The organism is Desulfuromonas sp. (genome assembly GCF_002868845.1).
GTDB lineage: Bacteria > Desulfobacterota > Desulfuromonadia > Desulfuromonadales > BM501 > BM501.
In genome coordinates, this window is sequence record NZ_PKUB01000003.1 from 1 (window position 1) to 15,563 (window position 15,563).

The window sequence follows — 15,563 nt, forward strand, 5'->3', positions numbered from 1 at the left end:
TATTTTTTAAACATATGGCACCCAACTTGTAAGCAGGTCCTGGGAAACAGCCCAGAGGCCTCACCCGTTTTCACGAAAAACGACCAGAGCTCCAAGGGTGACTAATTTTTAGACAGGAGGAAGACTGTATGACTGCCCAACTCGACGAAAAAGTGGAACCGATTTTCCAGGAAGTCCTGGCGCGCAACCCCGGCGAGACCGAATTCCACCAGGCCGTTCGCGAGGTTCTCGAATCTCTCGGACCGGTCCTGGTGAAGAACCCCGAGTTCACTCACCACAAGATCATCGAGAGGATCTGCGAGCCGGAGCGTCAGATCATCTTTCGGGTGCCCTGGCAGGACGACAAGAACCAGGTGCAGATCAACCGTGGCTTCCGGGTCGAATTCAACAGCGCCCTCGGCCCCTACAAAGGCGGCCTGCGCTTCCACCCCTCGGTCTACCTCGGCATCATCAAGTTTCTCGGCTTCGAGCAGATTTTCAAGAACTCCCTGACCGGCCTGCCCATCGGCGGCGGCAAGGGCGGCTCCGACTTCGACCCCAAGGGCAAGTCCGATGACGAGATCATGCGCTTCTGCCAGAGCTTCATGACCGAGCTCTACCGCCACCTCGGAGAATACACCGACGTCCCCGCAGGCGACATCGGCGTCGGCGGCCGGGAGATCGGCTACATGTTCGGCCAGTACAAGCGTATCACCAACCGCTACGAGGCGGGCATCCTGACCGGCAAGGGCCTCGACTGGGGCGGCTCCCTGGTACGCACCGAGGCCACCGGCTACGGCGCGGTCTTCTTCGTCGACGAGATGCTCAAGGCCCGCAAGGACAGTTTCGANTCTGCACGGTCTCCGGCTCGGGCAACGTGGCCATCTACACCACCGAGAAGATCAACCAGCTCGGCGGCAAGGTCGTCGCCTGCTCCGACTCCAACGGCTACATCTACGACGAGAAGGGGATCGACCTGGAGCTGGTCCAGCAGCTCAAGGAAGTGGAGCGCCGCCGCATCAAGGACTACACCGGCTACCGCAAGCACGCCAAGTACGTGGCCAAGGGGAACATCTGGGAGGTCCCCTGCCAGGTCGCCATGCCCTCGGCGACCCAGAACGAGATCAACGGCAAGGACGCCGCCCTGCTGGTCAAGAACGGCTGCATCGCGGTCGGCGAAGGGGCCAACATGCCGACCACGCCCGAGGGGGTCAAGGTCTTCCTCGAGGCCGGCATCGCCTACGGCCCCGGCAAGGCCGCCAATGCCGGCGGCGTGGCCACCTCGGCCCTGGAGATGCAGCAGAACGCCAGCCGCGACTCCTGGGACTTCGAGTACACCGAGAAACGCCTGCAGCAGATCATGAAGAACATCCACCAGAACTGCTACGAAACCGCCCTCGAGTACGGCGCACCGGGCAACTACGTCGTCGGCGCCAACATCGCCGGTTTCATCAAGGTGGCCAACGCCATGGTCGCCATGGGCGTCATCTAGAGCGAGAACCGGAAACAGAACGCACATGTTGATCGCCTGACCCGCAAGCAAAGCCCTCCGAGCGACCCGCTTGGAGGGCTTTGCTTTCCCCGGGAACAGGGCTAGAATGAAGCGGGATCAGATTTCCTTCCGGGCGGGTACGAGAACCCGCTCGGGGGAAGCGGCACTACAAGGACAGGAGACGGGATGATGGCAGCAGCACGGGTAACGACCGGCTTTCAGGGACTGGACGACATTCTGGACGGCCTCCGCATCGGCGACAACGTGGTCTGGAAGGTCGACTCCATCGACGATTACCGTGACTTTGTCGGCCCCTTCGTCGAAAGTTCGCTGAAGGACGGCAGGAAAGTCGTCTACATGCGCTTCGGTCAGCATGCGCCCCTGCTGGAGGAGATCGAAGGGGTGCGCACCTGCGAACTCGACCCCCGCCAGGGCTTCGAGCATTTCGCCACCCGGATTCACGCCATCATCACCGAGGAGGGCAAGGAGACCTTCTACGTCTTCGACTGCCTCTCCGAACTGCTGTCCGCCTGGGCCACCGACCACATGATCGGCAACTTCTTTCGCGTCACCTGCCCCTACCTGTTCGAGTTGGACACCGTCGCCTACTTCGCCCTCATCCGCGACCGCCACGCCTTCAAGACCATCGCTCGCATCCGGGAGACGACCCAGGTCCTTCTCGACGTCCACAACTGTGCCGGAGACATGTACATCCACCCCCTCAAGGTGTGGCAGCGCAACTCCCCCACCATGTTCCTGCCCCACCTGAGGGACGGAGACGTTTTCACCCCTCTGGCCAACAGCTACGACGCCACCAACCTCCTTACCGACATCCACCGCCGCGACTCGGTCAGCGCCAGCCGCCAGCTCGACCACTGGCATCGCCTCTTCCTGCAGGCCGAGGAACTCGACCGGAGCGCTTCGGCCGAAGACGAGCAGAAGGCCATGGTCGGCCACCTCTGCCATCACCTCATCGGGCGCGAGGAGCGGATGCTCTCCCTGGCCCGCGAACACCTCTCCCTGGAGGACCTGCTCAACATCAAGTCGCGCATGGTCGGCACGGGGTTCATCGGCGGCAAGACGGTGGGCATGCTGCTGGCACGAAGGATCCTGGAAAAAGACCACCAGCTCGACTGGCAGACTCTGCTGGAGACCCACGACTCTTTTTTCGTCGGCTCCAACGTCTACTACGCGTATATCGTCCACAACGGCTGGTGGAAGCTGTACATGCGCCAGAAGACCGAAGAAGGCTACTTCGAGGCCGCCGCCGAGCTGAAAGAAAAGATGCTCCACGGCACCTTTCCCGAGATGGTCGCCACCGGTTTCCGGCAGATGCTCGAATACTTTGGCCAGTACCCGATCATCGTCCGCTCCAGTTCCCTGCTGGAGGACAGTTTCGGCAGCGCCTTCGCCGGCAAGTACGACAGCTTTTTCTGCGCCAGCCAGGGCTCCCTCGAGCAGCGCTACGAGGCCTTCGCCGACGCGGTGCGCAAGATCTTCGCCAGCACCATGAGCGAGGACGCCCTGACCTACCGAATCCAGCGGGGCCTGGACAAACATGACGAGCAGATGGCCCTGCTCGTCCAAAGGGTCTCAGGAGCCTACCGCAAGCACTACTACTTTCCCGAGCTGGCCGGGGTGGGGGTGTCGCACAACACCTTCGTCTGGGACAAGGACATGGACCCGAAGGCGGGGATGCTGCGACTGGTCTACGGCCTGGGCACCCGGGCGGTTGACCGGGTGGAGGGAGACTACCCGCGCATCGTCGCCCTCGACGCCCCCCTGAAAAAGCCCCACAAAGGCTTCGAGGACACCCGCCGCTTTGCCCAGAGAGACATCGCCCTGATCAATCTCGAGGACAACGCCGTCCAGACCGTCTCCATTCTGAGCCTGGCCAACGACGGGCTCGACCTGCGCCTGGAGCGGTTCGGGATCAAGGACCGTGAAACGATGCAAAAACTGGCGGCGCGGGGCCGCAAGGGACAGGAGGTCTGGCTGCTGACATTCGACGAACTGCTCTCCGACGAGGGCTTCACCGGCCTGCTCCGCAACATGCTCAAGACCATCGAGACGGCCTACGGCTACCCCGTGGACGTGGAGTTCACCGTCAACTTCGCCACCGACGGCAGCCCCAAGATCAACGTCCTGCAGTGCCGCCCCCTCCAGACCAAGGGCCAGCGGAAAAAGGTCCAGATCCCCGAAAGGGTCGAGGCGAAAAACGTCCTTATCCGCTCGGAGGGGAATTTCATGGGAGGCAACATCTCCCAGCCCCTCAAGTGGGTGATCTGGGTGGATCCGGAGGAGTACACCCGCCTGGCCCTCTCCCAGAAGTACGAGGTCGCCCGCCTGGTGGGCCGCCTGAACAAGCGGATCGCCGACCGCCAAAAGAGCCCCACGATGCTCCTCGGTCCCGGCCGCTGGGGCACCTCCACCCCGAACCTGGGGGTTCCGGTGACCTTCTCCGAAATCAGCAACATCACCGCCCTGGGCGAGGTGGCCTTCAGCGCCGGCGGCCTCATGCCGGAACTCTCCTACGGCTCCCACTTCTTCCAGGACCTGGTCGAGGCCGACATCTTTTATCTGGCCGTTTTCCCGGAAAACAAAAGCTGCCATTTCAACGAAAAGTGGCTGAAAAGCCTGCCGAACAGCCTGGAACCCCTCATGCCCGCCAGCAGCCACTTCAAGAACGTCGTGAAGGCCTACCGAGTCGAGGAGGAACGACTGCTCCTCGTGGCCGACGTGGTGACCCAGGCCCTGCTCTGCTACCGGGGCGGCGCTCCCCTGCCGGAACAGAACTGACCCCTGCCGGCCGAAGAAGGACGATCCCCTCTTCCGCCCGGCATCGAGGATCTACTGCAAGGCCATCAGGACCTTGGCGAGGGTCTCCCTGCGCTCCTTGAGCATCTCCCGGTAGTCCAGCAGGTCGGTGCCGGCGATCTCCATTCCCAGGTTGGAGATGTCGTTGTTGAGGGTGTCGATCAGGATCTTCTGTTCCTCGGAGTTCAAGTCGATCTGGACCATGGCTACCTCCCCTTGACTGCGGGTGAACGAGGGCCGGCCCCATGGGCCGACCCTCCCTTTACCTTCAAGTCTAGGTCGTTATCCTCCCGGCGCAAGGCCGCCATAAACACACCCCCTCCCCCCTGAGCGCCCCCGACAAACCCCGCCCTTGATTTTTCCCCCAACAGAAGACAGAATGGAATTCGGTTAATCATTCCCCCCCCCGACAGGAGAATACGCCATGAGCAAGGGCAAAACGACCCCCCTCGCCTGCTCCCGCTGCAGCGCCATGTGGGCGAAGGAGGGCACCACCAACTGCTGGAGCGACCCGGCAGCCCGTCCGCCGCGGCCCGGCTACTGCCCCTCGGAGCGGAAGAGCGAGATCATCGACGATTCCTTCCAAAAATACACCGGAAACGACGAGGACGCCAAGCTGGCACGGGTCGCCGCCGTGGTCGAGGGCCTCTGCTACCAGCCGGTGCCAGGCTCCGATGCAGTCAACGCCCGGTGGAACCGGGTGGAGGATACGGTCGCCCTGGCCAAGCTCATGAACTACCGCAAGATCGGTATCGCTACCTGCATCGGCCTGCTCGATGAAACCGAGCGCCTCAGCGCCATCCTCTCGGCCCAGGGGCTGGAACCCTTCTCGGTCTGCTGCAAGGCCGGAAGCATCGACAAACGCCGGCTTGGCATCGCCGAGGAACACAAGGTGCGCCCCGGCACCTTCGAGCCGGCCTGCAACCCCATCGCCCAGGCCCAGCTCCTCAATCAGGAGGGGACCGACATGAACATCATCGTTGGCCTTTGCGTAGGCCACGACATGCTCTTCGCCAAAAACTCGGAGGCCCCGGTCACCACCCTGGTGGTCAAGGACCGGGTCACCGGCCACAACCCGGCGGCTGTGCTGTACGGCCAGAATTTCTACTACAAGCGGCTGCAGAAGCAGCCGGTGCTGAGTGATGACCAGGTCTGCGAACTCCAGGAGGAGGGATAAACTACACCCCGAAGAGGGCCACCGGTCTCAGCGGCCCGACCCCGCTCGCCGCACCGCCGGAGGTCAAGACGACCGGCATCACCGACGGGCGCGATACCGGCCATCGCCTTGCAGATGAGCATGGATGGGGACATGGAGATGAGAAGGGCGGGTCCGAGACCCGCCCTTTTTATTTCGGAAACATAACCCAACCGAAGGTGACCAAGAAAATCAGTTTCTCTTTAACGCAGAGAGGCCGATACGAAAGGGAAAAGACCAGAAGCCCTGTCATGTCCTGCTTTTAGCTCAGGTGGTGCACTTTGAACTAGAATCTACCTTCCCCCTCACCCAGTACCACCCCCCCGCCAGCCCCTGCAGCCCCAGCACCACCCCGAACCCGGCACGGTAGCCGGCCGGGTCGTACCCACCGGTCGCGGTCTCGGGCCAGAGCCCGATGATGGCGCCGATTGCCCACTGGGCGACGAAGGCGGCCACGAACACCGGCAGGTTGAGGCCGGTGTTGGCGCGGCCGGCGAGGTGCCGGGGGAAACCCTGTGAGAGGGCGGCGTAGGGAAGGATGCAGCTGGTGCCGCAAAAGCCGAACAGCAGCCACAGAGGAACCGTGCCGACCGCCGGCTGCAGGACAAGGAGGAACTGTACCCCCATGAATGCGCCCATGCCGGCCGCCGCGACGCGCATCGGCTTCACTCCCCGGCGACCGAGGCGGTCGGCGAGGGCGCCGAAAGAGAAGTAGCCGGCGATCATCGCCAGGGAGATCCCCATCAAAGTTCCCGCCACCTCCATCCGCCCGTAACCGGCGACGTCGCGCAGCCAGGGACCGGACCAGAGACCGAGAATGGAGAGGTAGGCGGCCTGGCCGGCGACCGCCCAGGGGGCGATACGCCGGAAAGTGCGGTCGGAGAGGACGGTGGCGATCCCCGAAATCGCCTCGCGCAGACTCTCGCCGACGCCCGGCCCCTCTTTCTCGGGGACGACCAGAAAGACGAGAATCGCCGCGAGCAGGGTCAGGGCGGCAACGGCCAGGAACACCCCGCGCCAGTCGGTGACCTGCAGGGCGAACTCCACGGGGGCTGTTGCGGCCAGGGCGCCGACGCCGCCGGAGACCATCTGCACCCCGTTGACGAGAGGAAGCCGCTCCGGGGGAAACCACAGAGTGAAGGCCTTGAAGGCGGCCATCAGGCAAGCCGAGACCCCGAGACCGATGAGCGCCCGCCCGAGCATCAGACCGGCGAAGGTCTCTGCACGGGCGAAGACAAAGGCCCCGACTGCGGCGAGAAGAAGCAGCGCCGCCTCCACGCGGCGCGGCCCAAAGCGGTCGAGAAGCACCCCGAGGGGGAGCTGAAAGGCGGCAAAGAAGAGGAAGTAGGCGGAGGTAAGCAGGCCGAGGCCGGCCGGGTCGAGCCCGACGTCGCGCACCAGGTCGGGGGCGATGACCGCATTGACCGTGCGGTACAAGTAGGAGAGGAAGTAGCCGAGAGAGAAGGGAAGAAAAACGCGCAACAGGGTCAGTGGTGCCATGGCAGTCCTCCAGAAGGACCATGATGGCCGAAATCCCCCGTGATGACCAGGAAAACCCGGCCCCGAACAATCGTCCCCAGGAACCCCCGCCTTCTGACGAACGGACTTGACAGAAAGCTCAAACAAGAATATCATTCTCCCTCAAGGAGTTATTTTCGAATGCTTGACGAAATCGACTTGCAGATACTGCACATTCTTCAGGAAAAGGCCCGCATTCCCAACGCCGAAGTGGCGCGCCGGGTCGGCATGGCCCCCTCGGCAGTTCTGGAGCGCATCCGAAAGCTCGAGGAGCGGGGGATCATCGAGGGCTACGAGGTCCGGCTCAACCCGGGCCACTTCGGCCAGCAACTGGCCGCCTTCGTCCTGGTCGATGTCGACCGCGCCGGCAACGGCAGCGTATCGGGCGAACTGGCGGCCATCCCCGGGGTCCAGGAGGTGCACCAGGTCGCCGGAGAGGACGGCTACCTGGTCAAGGTTCGCGTTGCCAGCGCCGAAGCCCTCGGCAAACTGCTGCGCGAGAACTTCACCCTGATCAAGGGAGTGCGCGGCACCCGCACCCACATCGTGCTTTCGACCTTCAAGGAAACGCGCCGGATCACCCTCAACGGGACGGGCGGATAGGCTCATCTCCCCGGATCAGCACCCCCATTAGGCGCAAAGATCTCGAGAGAACAATTTCTCTTACAATATAAAACCTGAAACCAAAAACCAGAACAGGAGACCCGTCCCATGCCCATGTCCCAGAGCTTCAAGGACCGCCTATTTCCAGTGGCGGAGGAGATCGCCGCCCACTACGGCACCCCCTTTCACATCTACGACGAGGCCGGCATCCGCGAGACCGGCGAGAACCTGAAAAAGGCCTTTTCCGGCATCGACGGCTTCCGCGAGTACTTCGCGGTCAAGGCCCTGCCCAACCTGCGCATCCTCGAAATCATGAAGGATATGGGCTTCGGCTTCGACTGCTCGTCGATCCCCGAGTTGATCATGAGCCGCCAACTCGGCGCGAAGGCCGAAGACATCATGTTCACCTCGAACAACACCGACCAGGAAGAATTCCGCTTCGCCGAGCAGGATGGCGGCTGCATTCTCAACCTCGACGACATCACCCTTATCGACAAGGTGCCGAACTTCCCGGAACTGGTCTGCTTCCGCTACAACCCGGGCCCGCGGCGCACCGGCAACGTGATCATCGGCAACCCGGTCGAGGCGAAGTACGGCGTCACCCACGAACAGGTGGTCGAGGCCTACCGCAGGGCGCAGGAGCGCGGCGCCAAACGCTTCGGCCTGCACACCATGGTCGCCTCCAACGAACTCGACTACAGCTACATGGTCGAAACCGCCCGCATGGTTCTGGAGATCGCCGAGATGGTTGAGACCGAGCTCGGCATCCGCTTCGAGTTCGTCAACATCGGCGGCGGCTTCGGCATCCCCTACCAGCCCGACCAGCAACCGCTCGACGTCGACGCCATGAGCAAGGAGATCACCGCCCTGTTCGACGCCTTCAAAGCGAAGCACGGCTACGCCCCGGCGATGGTGATGGAGAGCGGCCGCTACATGGCCGGCCCCCACGGCTGCCTGGTGACCGCTGCCATCAACCACAAGGACACCTATCGCAAGTACATCGGCGTCGACGCCTGCATGAGCGCCCTGATGCGCCCGGCCCTGTACGAGGCCTATCATCACATCGACGTCATTGGCAAAGAGGGGGCGTCCAAAAGCGAGCTCTACGACGTGGTCGGCTCCCTGTGCGAGAACAACGACAAGTTCGCCGTGCAGCGCGAACTGCCCCCGATCGACGAGGGTGACCTGTTGGCGATCCACGACAGCGGCGCCCACGGTCACGCCATGGGCTTCCAATACAACGGCCGCCTGCGCCCGATGGAACTTCTGCTGCGGATCGACGGCAGCGTCGAACTGATCCGCCGGGCCGAGACGGTGGAGGACTACATGGCCACCCAGGAATTCACCCAGGACGCCTTCAGCCCCTCCGGCGCCTAGAAAAAGAGCCTCGGGGAAACCCCGCTTTACGAAAAAAATCCCCATTCTGCATAGGGATTTGTTACGGTGAAAAACACATCAACCCGAATCCAAAGGAGAACTCATGGCTCAGATCAAGAGCGGAGATACCGCCAAGGTCCATTACACCGGCAAGCTCGACGATGGGACGGTCTTCGACAGCTCTCGACAGGGCGACCCGATGGAATTCGAGGTCGGCGGAGGCCAGCTGATTCAGGGCTTCGACGAGGCGGTCCTCGGCATGTCCCTCGGGGAGAGCAAAACGGTCACCATCCCGTCGGAAAACGCCTACGGCCCGTACCGGGAGGAGATGGTCATGGAAGTCGAGCGCGGCCAGTTTCCCGAAGGGGTCTCCCCCGAAGTCGGGCAGCACTTCGAGATCCCCAACAACGACGGCCCCCCCCTGGTGGTGGAAGTCAAGGCCACCGACGAAGAGAAAGTGACCCTCGACGCCAATCACCCCCTTGCGGGCAAGGACCTGACTTTCGAAATCGAACTTGTCGAAGTCGCCTGACCCGCCCCGAAGAGAGAAGAAGGAACCTCAAGGCAGCCCCCCCCTGTTGCAGGGAGGGCTGCCTTTCCCTTTTCCGAGCCAAACGACTTCTTCGTTTCCCCTCCTGCGGGCGGCGGTAATGGTCCGGCTGGCTTAAAAGTGCCCCGGTTGCCCACAACCTCGTTCGCGGGTGTCTTTCAAAAGAAAAACGCCGCCCTTTCGGCCGGCGTCTGATGTGCAATCAGGGGGATGGTTGGGTGGCGCGTTGCATGTTCGGTGAAGACAGCGCCTCGATTAATGGGTGATCCGACGGGGCAGGTTCTGGGCCTGATGAATCCAGTCCTCTACCTGGCCCTGGGTCGGCAGCCGCCGCACCAGTTTCTTCTCTTGGTTGATCGCCTGCAGTTTCTGGAACAGATGCTCTGCGTTGCGTTGGCCCAGTTCGGGAACGGTATCGACTCCCGCCGCCTCCAGAAGGTCGGCATATTCCTCGCTGACCCCCTTGATCCGAAACAGGTCCACGATGTTGACCCAATGCAGGATCATCGATTCGGAAAGTCCCGATTTTTCTGCAATTTCCTTGCGTCCGTGCCGGGAAGCCCCCCTATCAAGCAGGGCCTCGGTGGACAGGATGCCTGCTTTCCTGAGCTTCTGGGCGTATGATTCGCCCACTCCTTCGATCTTGGTCAAGGTCGTCATTTTGAGCCTCCATTCGTTCGAAAGAACACCCAACCTGACGCAATTATACCACCAATGCCTTGATTTACAGGCGAAAACCCTTTCGACCGCAAATCAAAGCAAGCCCTCCTGGCGCAACTCGGCCAGCAGTTTCCTCCCCTGGCCCAAGCTGTCGAAAATTAGGGCGGAGGTGATGGTCGCCGTGGTCACGGCATCGACCTCGGGGTGGAAGAGCGGAGGCCGGTTCAGGCTCTGGCCCACCATTCGCCCGCGGAGCTTTGCGATATCGGAATCGTCCCAGTGAACGTTGCCGTACTTGGTCAACAGCAGGGGGATGAAGCCGAGCACCTCGCCCGCCGTGTCGAAAAGGTAGACGAAATGCACGTCGTGGCAAAGATCGCAGACCGAGGGCCGGCTGATCGCCTCGGCGAAGAAGCGCCGTTCCCCGCCCTCCCCTCCGACGAAGGCGGCATAGACCCTGCGCCCGCTGGGCAGGGCGACCCGCCTGAAGGCTTTTACCGGGGCGCCTAAAGTCGCAAAAGCGGCGCGCACCGTGGTCTCCATCCCCTCCTCGGAGACGATCGGCTCCACGCGAACGAGCGCATTACCCTGCGGGCCGCGCCGGCGCAGAAAAGACAGGTCCTGCTCCAGCAATCCCAGCAACTCTTCGAACAGGCGCCGGTATCGGCTGTTGGCGCCGAGGTGAGTCCCGGCGACGAGGCCCGCCCCGCCCCCGGGTTCGAACCGGACATAGGCGGCAAATGGAGTCGGGCTTCCCCCCAGGGCCCGGTGGAGAGCGAAACGAGGATCGGCGAGGACGGGAAAGGGAACCTCGTAGATGTCCCGAAAGTCCTCCACTTCCGCCCCCACGTTGCCGACGGCCACGGCGAGCATCTTGATGCGCCCCCGGGTCCGGGGATCTTTTTCGATGAGTTCGAAAAGACGGTTGAAAGGAAGGGTCTGCTTCTGGCAATGAGAGCAGTGAGTATTGAGAATTTCCACCAGGACCAGTTCGGCCCCGACCTGGCTGAGGGTGAAGCTCTCCCCCCCTCTCAGCCCGAGATAAGCCCGATCGGCCTGGGCGTCGGGCATGGGAAGAGGCTCCTCGGGGAAGGGCTCTCCGACCCGCAGGTAGCGGGCGTTTTCGGCGGCGGACAGGGCAGTGCCGAGCAGGAGGAAAAGCAGGGCAAACAGGACTCTGCCGAAGCAACGAAAAGCCCTAGCCGAGGAAATCTCTCCGGCCGGAGGGCCACCCGCCCGGCGACTCACGGGTAGGGGCCAGCGGAGGCAAAGGGCGCGAAGGGACCCAGGCCGGAAGGAAGGGTGCGCAGACCGACAGAATCGGGCAGGTGCAGGAAAACCACTTCCCCGCAGAGCACCTGCTGGCCGTACCGGCTGTGCAGGGTGCCGCCGAGGCACTCGAGGCGGACCGGGCACCCCTCGAGCAGGGGAACGCCGGTGCCGGGTCCGGTGCACCAGTTCACATCGGAGGGAACCGGGCAGGGCCCGCGGGCCGGGCAACTCCCCTCCAAGGAAGGATCCCCCGGCCAGTCGCGGCCGGGAAAGTTGAGGGCGAAGGGCTCTCCCCTCCAAAGGGGATCGACCGTCGTCCCGGGCCTGATTCCCGCCGAAAGCATGACGGGACGGGTCCCGACAAGTCCCACCCAGGCGGCAGCCACAACCGCCGGCCGCCCCGAGTGCAGTTTGAAGGTCACCCAGGCGGGAGCGAGGGACGAGGAGTGAACCGGGGGACAAATCGACGCCGTCATATCCTGCCTCCGAAGTAAAATCTGTCTTCAACTTTAATCCAAAAGGCGAGATTCTCAAGGAAAACGTTAAATAATTCTTGACACCTTTCGTGGACTTTTAAATAATACCAAAACGAACAGTTTGGAGGATTATTACCTATGAAACTATCGACCAAAGGCCGCTACGGGGTTCGTGCACTCTTTGACATGGCTTACCATTCGGGCACCCTCCCGTCCCAGATCAAAGACATCTCCCGCCGCCAGGAGATCTCGCCCCGCTACCTGGAGCAGATCTTTCAGGACCTGAAGAAAGGCGGTCTGCTGAAGAGCAAGCGGGGCCCGCAGGGGGGCTACTTCCTGGCAAAAAAACCGGACGAGATCACGGTCCAGGAGATCATCCTGGCGGCCGAGGGCGAGTTGGCCCTGGTTGAGTGTGCCAAGGCCCCGGAGGACTGCAAGAGCCAGTGCGACTTCATCAACCAGTGCGTGACCCAGAAGATCTGGGTCGAGGCCAGTCGCCGCCTCAACGAGTATTTTGAAAAGATCACCCTCAAGGATCTCTGCGAGGATGCGAAAGGGCTGGGGCTGGAAAAGGAACTGGATCACCGCTTCATGTATTTCATTTAGCCCACATCTCCGACCGCGCCCTCAGGCCTGGGCGCCCCACCCGAACCGGACTCAACTTTTTAAAGAGAGGTTCTCATGCCGACCACCATCAGTGACAATTCCATCGGCCAGGTAGGCAACACCCCCCTCGTGCGGCTCAACGCCCTTACCGAGGAGGGATCTGCCACCGTATGGGGCAAAATGGAGGGAACCAACCCCGGTGGCAGCATCAAGGACCGCATCGCCCTCGCCATGATCGAGCAGGCGGAGAAGGACGGTCTTCTCAAGCCGGGCGACACAATTGTCGAGCCGACCAGCGGCAACACCGGGATCGGCCTCTCCCTGGTCTGCGCCGTCAAGGGCTACAAACTGGTTCTGACAATGCCCGACACCATGAGCCAGGAGCGCCGCAGGCTTCTCGGGGCCTACGGGGCGGAACTGGTCCTAACGCCAGGTTCCCAGGGCATGCGCGGCGCCATCGATGCGGCCGAGGAGATCGTCCGCAAGAAAATGTGTTACCTGCCCCAGCAGTTCAAGAACCCCGCCAACCCCCGCGTCCACGAGCAGACCACCGGCCCGGAGATCCTCCAGGCCCTGGACGGCAAGGTGGACGCCTTCGTCGCGGGGGTAGGCACCGGCGGCACCATCACCGGGGTGGGCCACGTCCTCAAGGCCCACAACCCGGCGGTCCGCATCGTCGCCGTGGAACCCGCCGACTCCCCCGTCCTCTCCGGCGGAGACCCGGGGCCCCATCAGATCCAGGGCATCGGGGCCGGATTCGTGCCCGACGTCCTCGACACGACGATCTACGGGGAAGTCATCACCGTCACCAACGACGAGGCGATGAGCACCGCCCGCCGCCTGGCCAGGGAGGAGGGCATTTTCACCGGCATCTCCGCCGGCGCCAACATTTTCGCCGCACTCAAGGTGGCCAAGGACCTCGGCCCCGGCAAGAACCTGGTCACCGTCCTCTGCGACACCGGCGAGCGCTACCTGTCGACGGGCATATACGACTGATTTTCCCCCGGGGATGGAGTTGGCTCCATCCCCCTCTCGGAGAAGAGACGCGCATTGACCGGCACGCCCCTCGCCGCCAAGGCTCAAAAGCTCGGCACGGCCCTGGCCGAGATGACCCGGGTGGCGGTCGCCTTTTCCGGGGGACTCGACTCCAGCTTTTTACTGGGGGCCGCACGGGGAGAACTCGGCCCTGGAAACGTCCTGGCCCTCACTGCGGTCTCTCCCCTCTTCCCCCGCTGGGAACTCGAGGAGAGCCGGGCCCTGGCATCCACTCTTGGAGTTCGCCAGGTCCTGGTGGAGATCCCCTGGCTGAAAGAGCCCGGGCTGGTAGAGAACGGCCCCCGACGCTGCTATCACTGCAAACGGACCCTTTTCACCCGTTTGCTGGAGACGGCCCGGCAGAACGGAGATGCAGTCCTTGTCGACGGCTCCAACACGGACGACCTCGAAGACTACCGCCCCGGGCACGAGGCCGTTCGTGAACTGGGAGTCCGTTCCCCCCTGCTCGAAGCCGCCCTGTGCAAAGAGGAGATTCGCGCCCTCAGCCGCCGGATGGATCTCCCCACCCAAGACAAACAGCCCTTCGCCTGCCTGGCGTCCCGCTTCCCCTACGGAACCCCCCTGTCCCAAGCGGGGCTGGCCCGGGTGGAGCGCTGCGAGGACCTTCTGAGGGCGATGGGCTTCGCCAACTACCGGGTCCGCTCCCACGGCGATTCGGCCCGCATCGAGGTCTGCGCCGAGGAGATGCCCCGGCTCCTTGAGGAATCCTTGCGAGCGAAACTGGTTCGGGATTTCAAGGAAGCCGGCTTCGCCTACGTCTCGGTTGACCTGGAGGGCTACCGCACCGGGAGCATGAACGAAACCCTCGCCTGACCGCTCCGGGAAGCACGCCGGGGGGGGCCGGGCGGGATAAGAGATACACAGATGCATTGCACTGTTTTCACCTGGGAGGGGACATGCAGCGTAAGGGTGCTCTGTTTGCCGTCTGCTTCTTTGCCGGACTTCTCGGCGCCCTGGCCAACAGCCTGGCCGCCTGGCTCGCCGGAAGCTGGGGGCTGACCACCACCGCCGGGGTGGCCATGACCCCCGAACTCACCAAGACCTGGCTCTACCCGCGCCTGGTCTGGGGCGGCGTGTGGGGACTGGCCTACTTCTTCGTCGTCGCCTCCCCGCGCCACCGGCGCCGCTGGGTTCGCAAGGGCCTCTGGATCAGCCTGCTCCCCTCTGCGGTGCAACTCTACTACGTCTTCCCCTACCACACCCCCTTCGGCACCCTCGGCCTCGGCCTGGGCGCCCTCACCCCCCTCTTCGTCCTGATGTTCAACGGCATTTGGGGGTTTTTCACCGGCCTCTTCACCCGCATGATGTGGGGGCGGGGATGAAATCGCCCCGACCGCCCCTCCCCCACCCTGCCCCGTCCATCACCCCGCTTATCCTCTTTCTCCTCGCCCTTCTCCTCGCCCTTCTCCTGCTCGCCGGCTGCGCCGGGGCCGACACCGAACAGATCACCGGCAGGGTCACCTGGGTCTACGACGGCGACACCCTGGAGGTGGAGGGTGCCGGAAAGGTGCGCCTGATCGGCATCGACACCCCGGAGCGTGAAGCTTCCGGCCGCGACCGCTTCTTCCGGGAGAAGTTCGACATCTCTTCCGAAACCCTGCGCCGGGGCTACCGGCAGGCCCTGCAGTTCAACATCGCCACCGCCAAGGGGAATACCGTCCGCCTCGAATTCGACCGGGAAAAGCGCGACCGTCACGACCGTCTTCTCGCCTACGTAACCCTCCCAGACGGCCGCCTGCTCAACCGCCTGCTGCTCCAAAAGGGGCTGGCCGTGGTCTACCGGCGCTTCGGCTTCCGCCTCAAGGACGACTTTCTCCGGGCCGAGGCGCAGGCCCGAAAGGAAGGCACCGGCCTGTGGAAAAGATAGCAAAGCCCTGCCGGCGCGGCAGGGCTTTGCGTTTCGCATGCCGGGGAAAAGCCGGCAATCCCGTTGGCCGTCCTCCCGCTTCGAGATTTCGGCGC

At 63.3% G+C, this 15,563-nt stretch carries 15 protein-coding genes and 2 pseudogenes; 12 read left to right on the top strand and 5 right to left on the bottom strand.

Annotated elements, in window-relative coordinates:
• Positions 1-128 precede the first annotated feature (128 nt).
• The 3 genes and pseudogenes from C0617_RS00490 to C0617_RS00500 all read left to right on the top strand — a co-directional run.
• Positions 129-829: pseudogene (locus tag C0617_RS00490) on the top strand (Glu/Leu/Phe/Val dehydrogenase dimerization domain-containing protein); the annotation flags it as partial.
• Position 830: 1 nt separating this feature from the next.
• Positions 831-1,471 (top strand): annotated as a pseudogene (locus tag C0617_RS00495) (glutamate dehydrogenase); the annotation flags it as partial.
• A gap of 186 nt (positions 1,472-1,657) precedes the next feature.
• The gene (locus C0617_RS00500; protein ID WP_291315060.1) at positions 1,658-4,270 is read left to right on the top strand and encodes a PEP/pyruvate-binding domain-containing protein; all 2,613 of its coding nucleotides are present in this window, start codon (positions 1,658-1,660) and stop codon (positions 4,268-4,270) included.
• Between the two features lie 51 nt (positions 4,271-4,321).
• Here C0617_RS00500 and C0617_RS00505 read toward each other — a convergent pair whose 3' ends face one another.
• On the bottom strand, positions 4,322-4,492 hold the full coding sequence (locus C0617_RS00505; RefSeq protein ID WP_291315061.1) for a hypothetical protein: 171 nt from the start codon (positions 4,490-4,492) through the stop codon (positions 4,322-4,324).
• A gap of 220 nt (positions 4,493-4,712) precedes the next feature.
• Between C0617_RS00505 and C0617_RS00510 the strand changes: the two genes are divergently transcribed.
• On the top strand, positions 4,713-5,465 hold the full coding sequence (locus tag C0617_RS00510) for a DUF1847 domain-containing protein (protein WP_291315062.1): 753 nt from the start codon (positions 4,713-4,715) through the stop codon (positions 5,463-5,465).
• Positions 5,466-5,750: 285 nt separating this feature from the next.
• Here the strand turns inward: C0617_RS00510 and C0617_RS00515 are convergent, their stop codons facing one another.
• Positions 5,751-6,983: an MFS transporter gene (locus C0617_RS00515; RefSeq protein ID WP_291315063.1), complete on the bottom strand. Its 1,233-nt coding sequence runs from the start codon at positions 6,981-6,983 to the stop codon at positions 5,751-5,753.
• A gap of 159 nt (positions 6,984-7,142) precedes the next feature.
• Here C0617_RS00515 and C0617_RS00520 point away from each other — a divergent pair, with 159 nt between their 5' ends.
• The 3 genes from C0617_RS00520 to C0617_RS00530 all read left to right on the top strand — a co-directional run bounded on the left by C0617_RS00520 (position 7,143) and on the right by C0617_RS00530 (position 9,513).
• A complete protein-coding gene (locus C0617_RS00520) occupies positions 7,143-7,604 on the top strand; it encodes an Lrp/AsnC family transcriptional regulator (RefSeq protein ID WP_291315064.1) in 462 nt (153 codons plus the stop codon).
• Between the two features lie 108 nt (positions 7,605-7,712).
• Positions 7,713-8,981: a diaminopimelate decarboxylase gene (gene lysA / locus C0617_RS00525; RefSeq protein ID WP_291315065.1), complete on the top strand. Its 1,269-nt coding sequence runs from the start codon at positions 7,713-7,715 to the stop codon at positions 8,979-8,981.
• Positions 8,982-9,084: 103 nt separating this feature from the next.
• Positions 9,085-9,513: a peptidylprolyl isomerase gene (locus tag C0617_RS00530; RefSeq protein ID WP_291315066.1), complete on the top strand. Its 429-nt coding sequence runs from the start codon at positions 9,085-9,087 to the stop codon at positions 9,511-9,513.
• Positions 9,514-9,786: 273 nt separating this feature from the next.
• Here C0617_RS00530 and C0617_RS00535 read toward each other — a convergent pair whose 3' ends face one another.
• From C0617_RS00535 to C0617_RS00545, 3 genes are all read right to left on the bottom strand, one after another.
• Positions 9,787-10,191, bottom strand: a complete 405-nt coding sequence (locus C0617_RS00535; protein WP_291315067.1) for a DUF4332 domain-containing protein — start codon at positions 10,189-10,191, stop codon at positions 9,787-9,789.
• Positions 10,192-10,284: 93 nt separating this feature from the next.
• Positions 10,285-11,439 carry a redoxin domain-containing protein gene (locus C0617_RS00540; RefSeq protein ID WP_291315068.1) on the bottom strand — a complete coding sequence of 385 codons (1,155 nt, stop codon included), beginning with the start codon at positions 11,437-11,439 and terminating at the stop codon, positions 10,285-10,287.
• Positions 11,436-11,939, bottom strand: a complete 504-nt coding sequence (locus C0617_RS00545) for a flavin reductase (RefSeq protein ID WP_291315069.1) — start codon at positions 11,937-11,939, stop codon at positions 11,436-11,438. The genes C0617_RS00540 and C0617_RS00545 overlap by 4 nt, the downstream gene beginning before the upstream one ends.
• Before the next feature lie 138 nt (positions 11,940-12,077).
• Between C0617_RS00545 and C0617_RS00550 the strand changes: the two genes are divergently transcribed.
• The 5 genes from C0617_RS00550 to C0617_RS00570 all read left to right on the top strand — a co-directional run bounded on the left by C0617_RS00550 (position 12,078) and on the right by C0617_RS00570 (position 15,468).
• Positions 12,078-12,545, top strand: coding sequence for an Rrf2 family transcriptional regulator (locus tag C0617_RS00550; protein WP_291315070.1), 468 nt, complete (start codon positions 12,078-12,080; stop codon positions 12,543-12,545).
• A 75-nt stretch (positions 12,546-12,620) separates the two neighbouring features.
• Positions 12,621-13,541, top strand: a complete 921-nt coding sequence (gene cysK, locus C0617_RS00555; RefSeq protein WP_291315071.1) for a cysteine synthase A — start codon at positions 12,621-12,623, stop codon at positions 13,539-13,541.
• 54 nt (positions 13,542-13,595) lie between these two features.
• Positions 13,596-14,414 carry an ATP-dependent sacrificial sulfur transferase LarE gene (gene larE, locus C0617_RS00560; protein WP_291315072.1) on the top strand — a complete coding sequence of 273 codons (819 nt, stop codon included), beginning with the start codon at positions 13,596-13,598 and terminating at the stop codon, positions 14,412-14,414.
• A gap of 83 nt (positions 14,415-14,497) precedes the next feature.
• A complete protein-coding gene (locus C0617_RS00565) occupies positions 14,498-14,923 on the top strand; it encodes a hypothetical protein (protein ID WP_291315073.1) in 426 nt (141 codons plus the stop codon).
• Complete coding sequence (locus tag C0617_RS00570; RefSeq protein ID WP_291315074.1) at positions 14,920-15,468, top strand: thermonuclease family protein; 549 nt, start codon at positions 14,920-14,922, stop codon at positions 15,466-15,468. The genes C0617_RS00565 and C0617_RS00570 overlap by 4 nt, the downstream gene beginning before the upstream one ends.
• Positions 15,469-15,563: the final 95 nt, after the last annotated feature.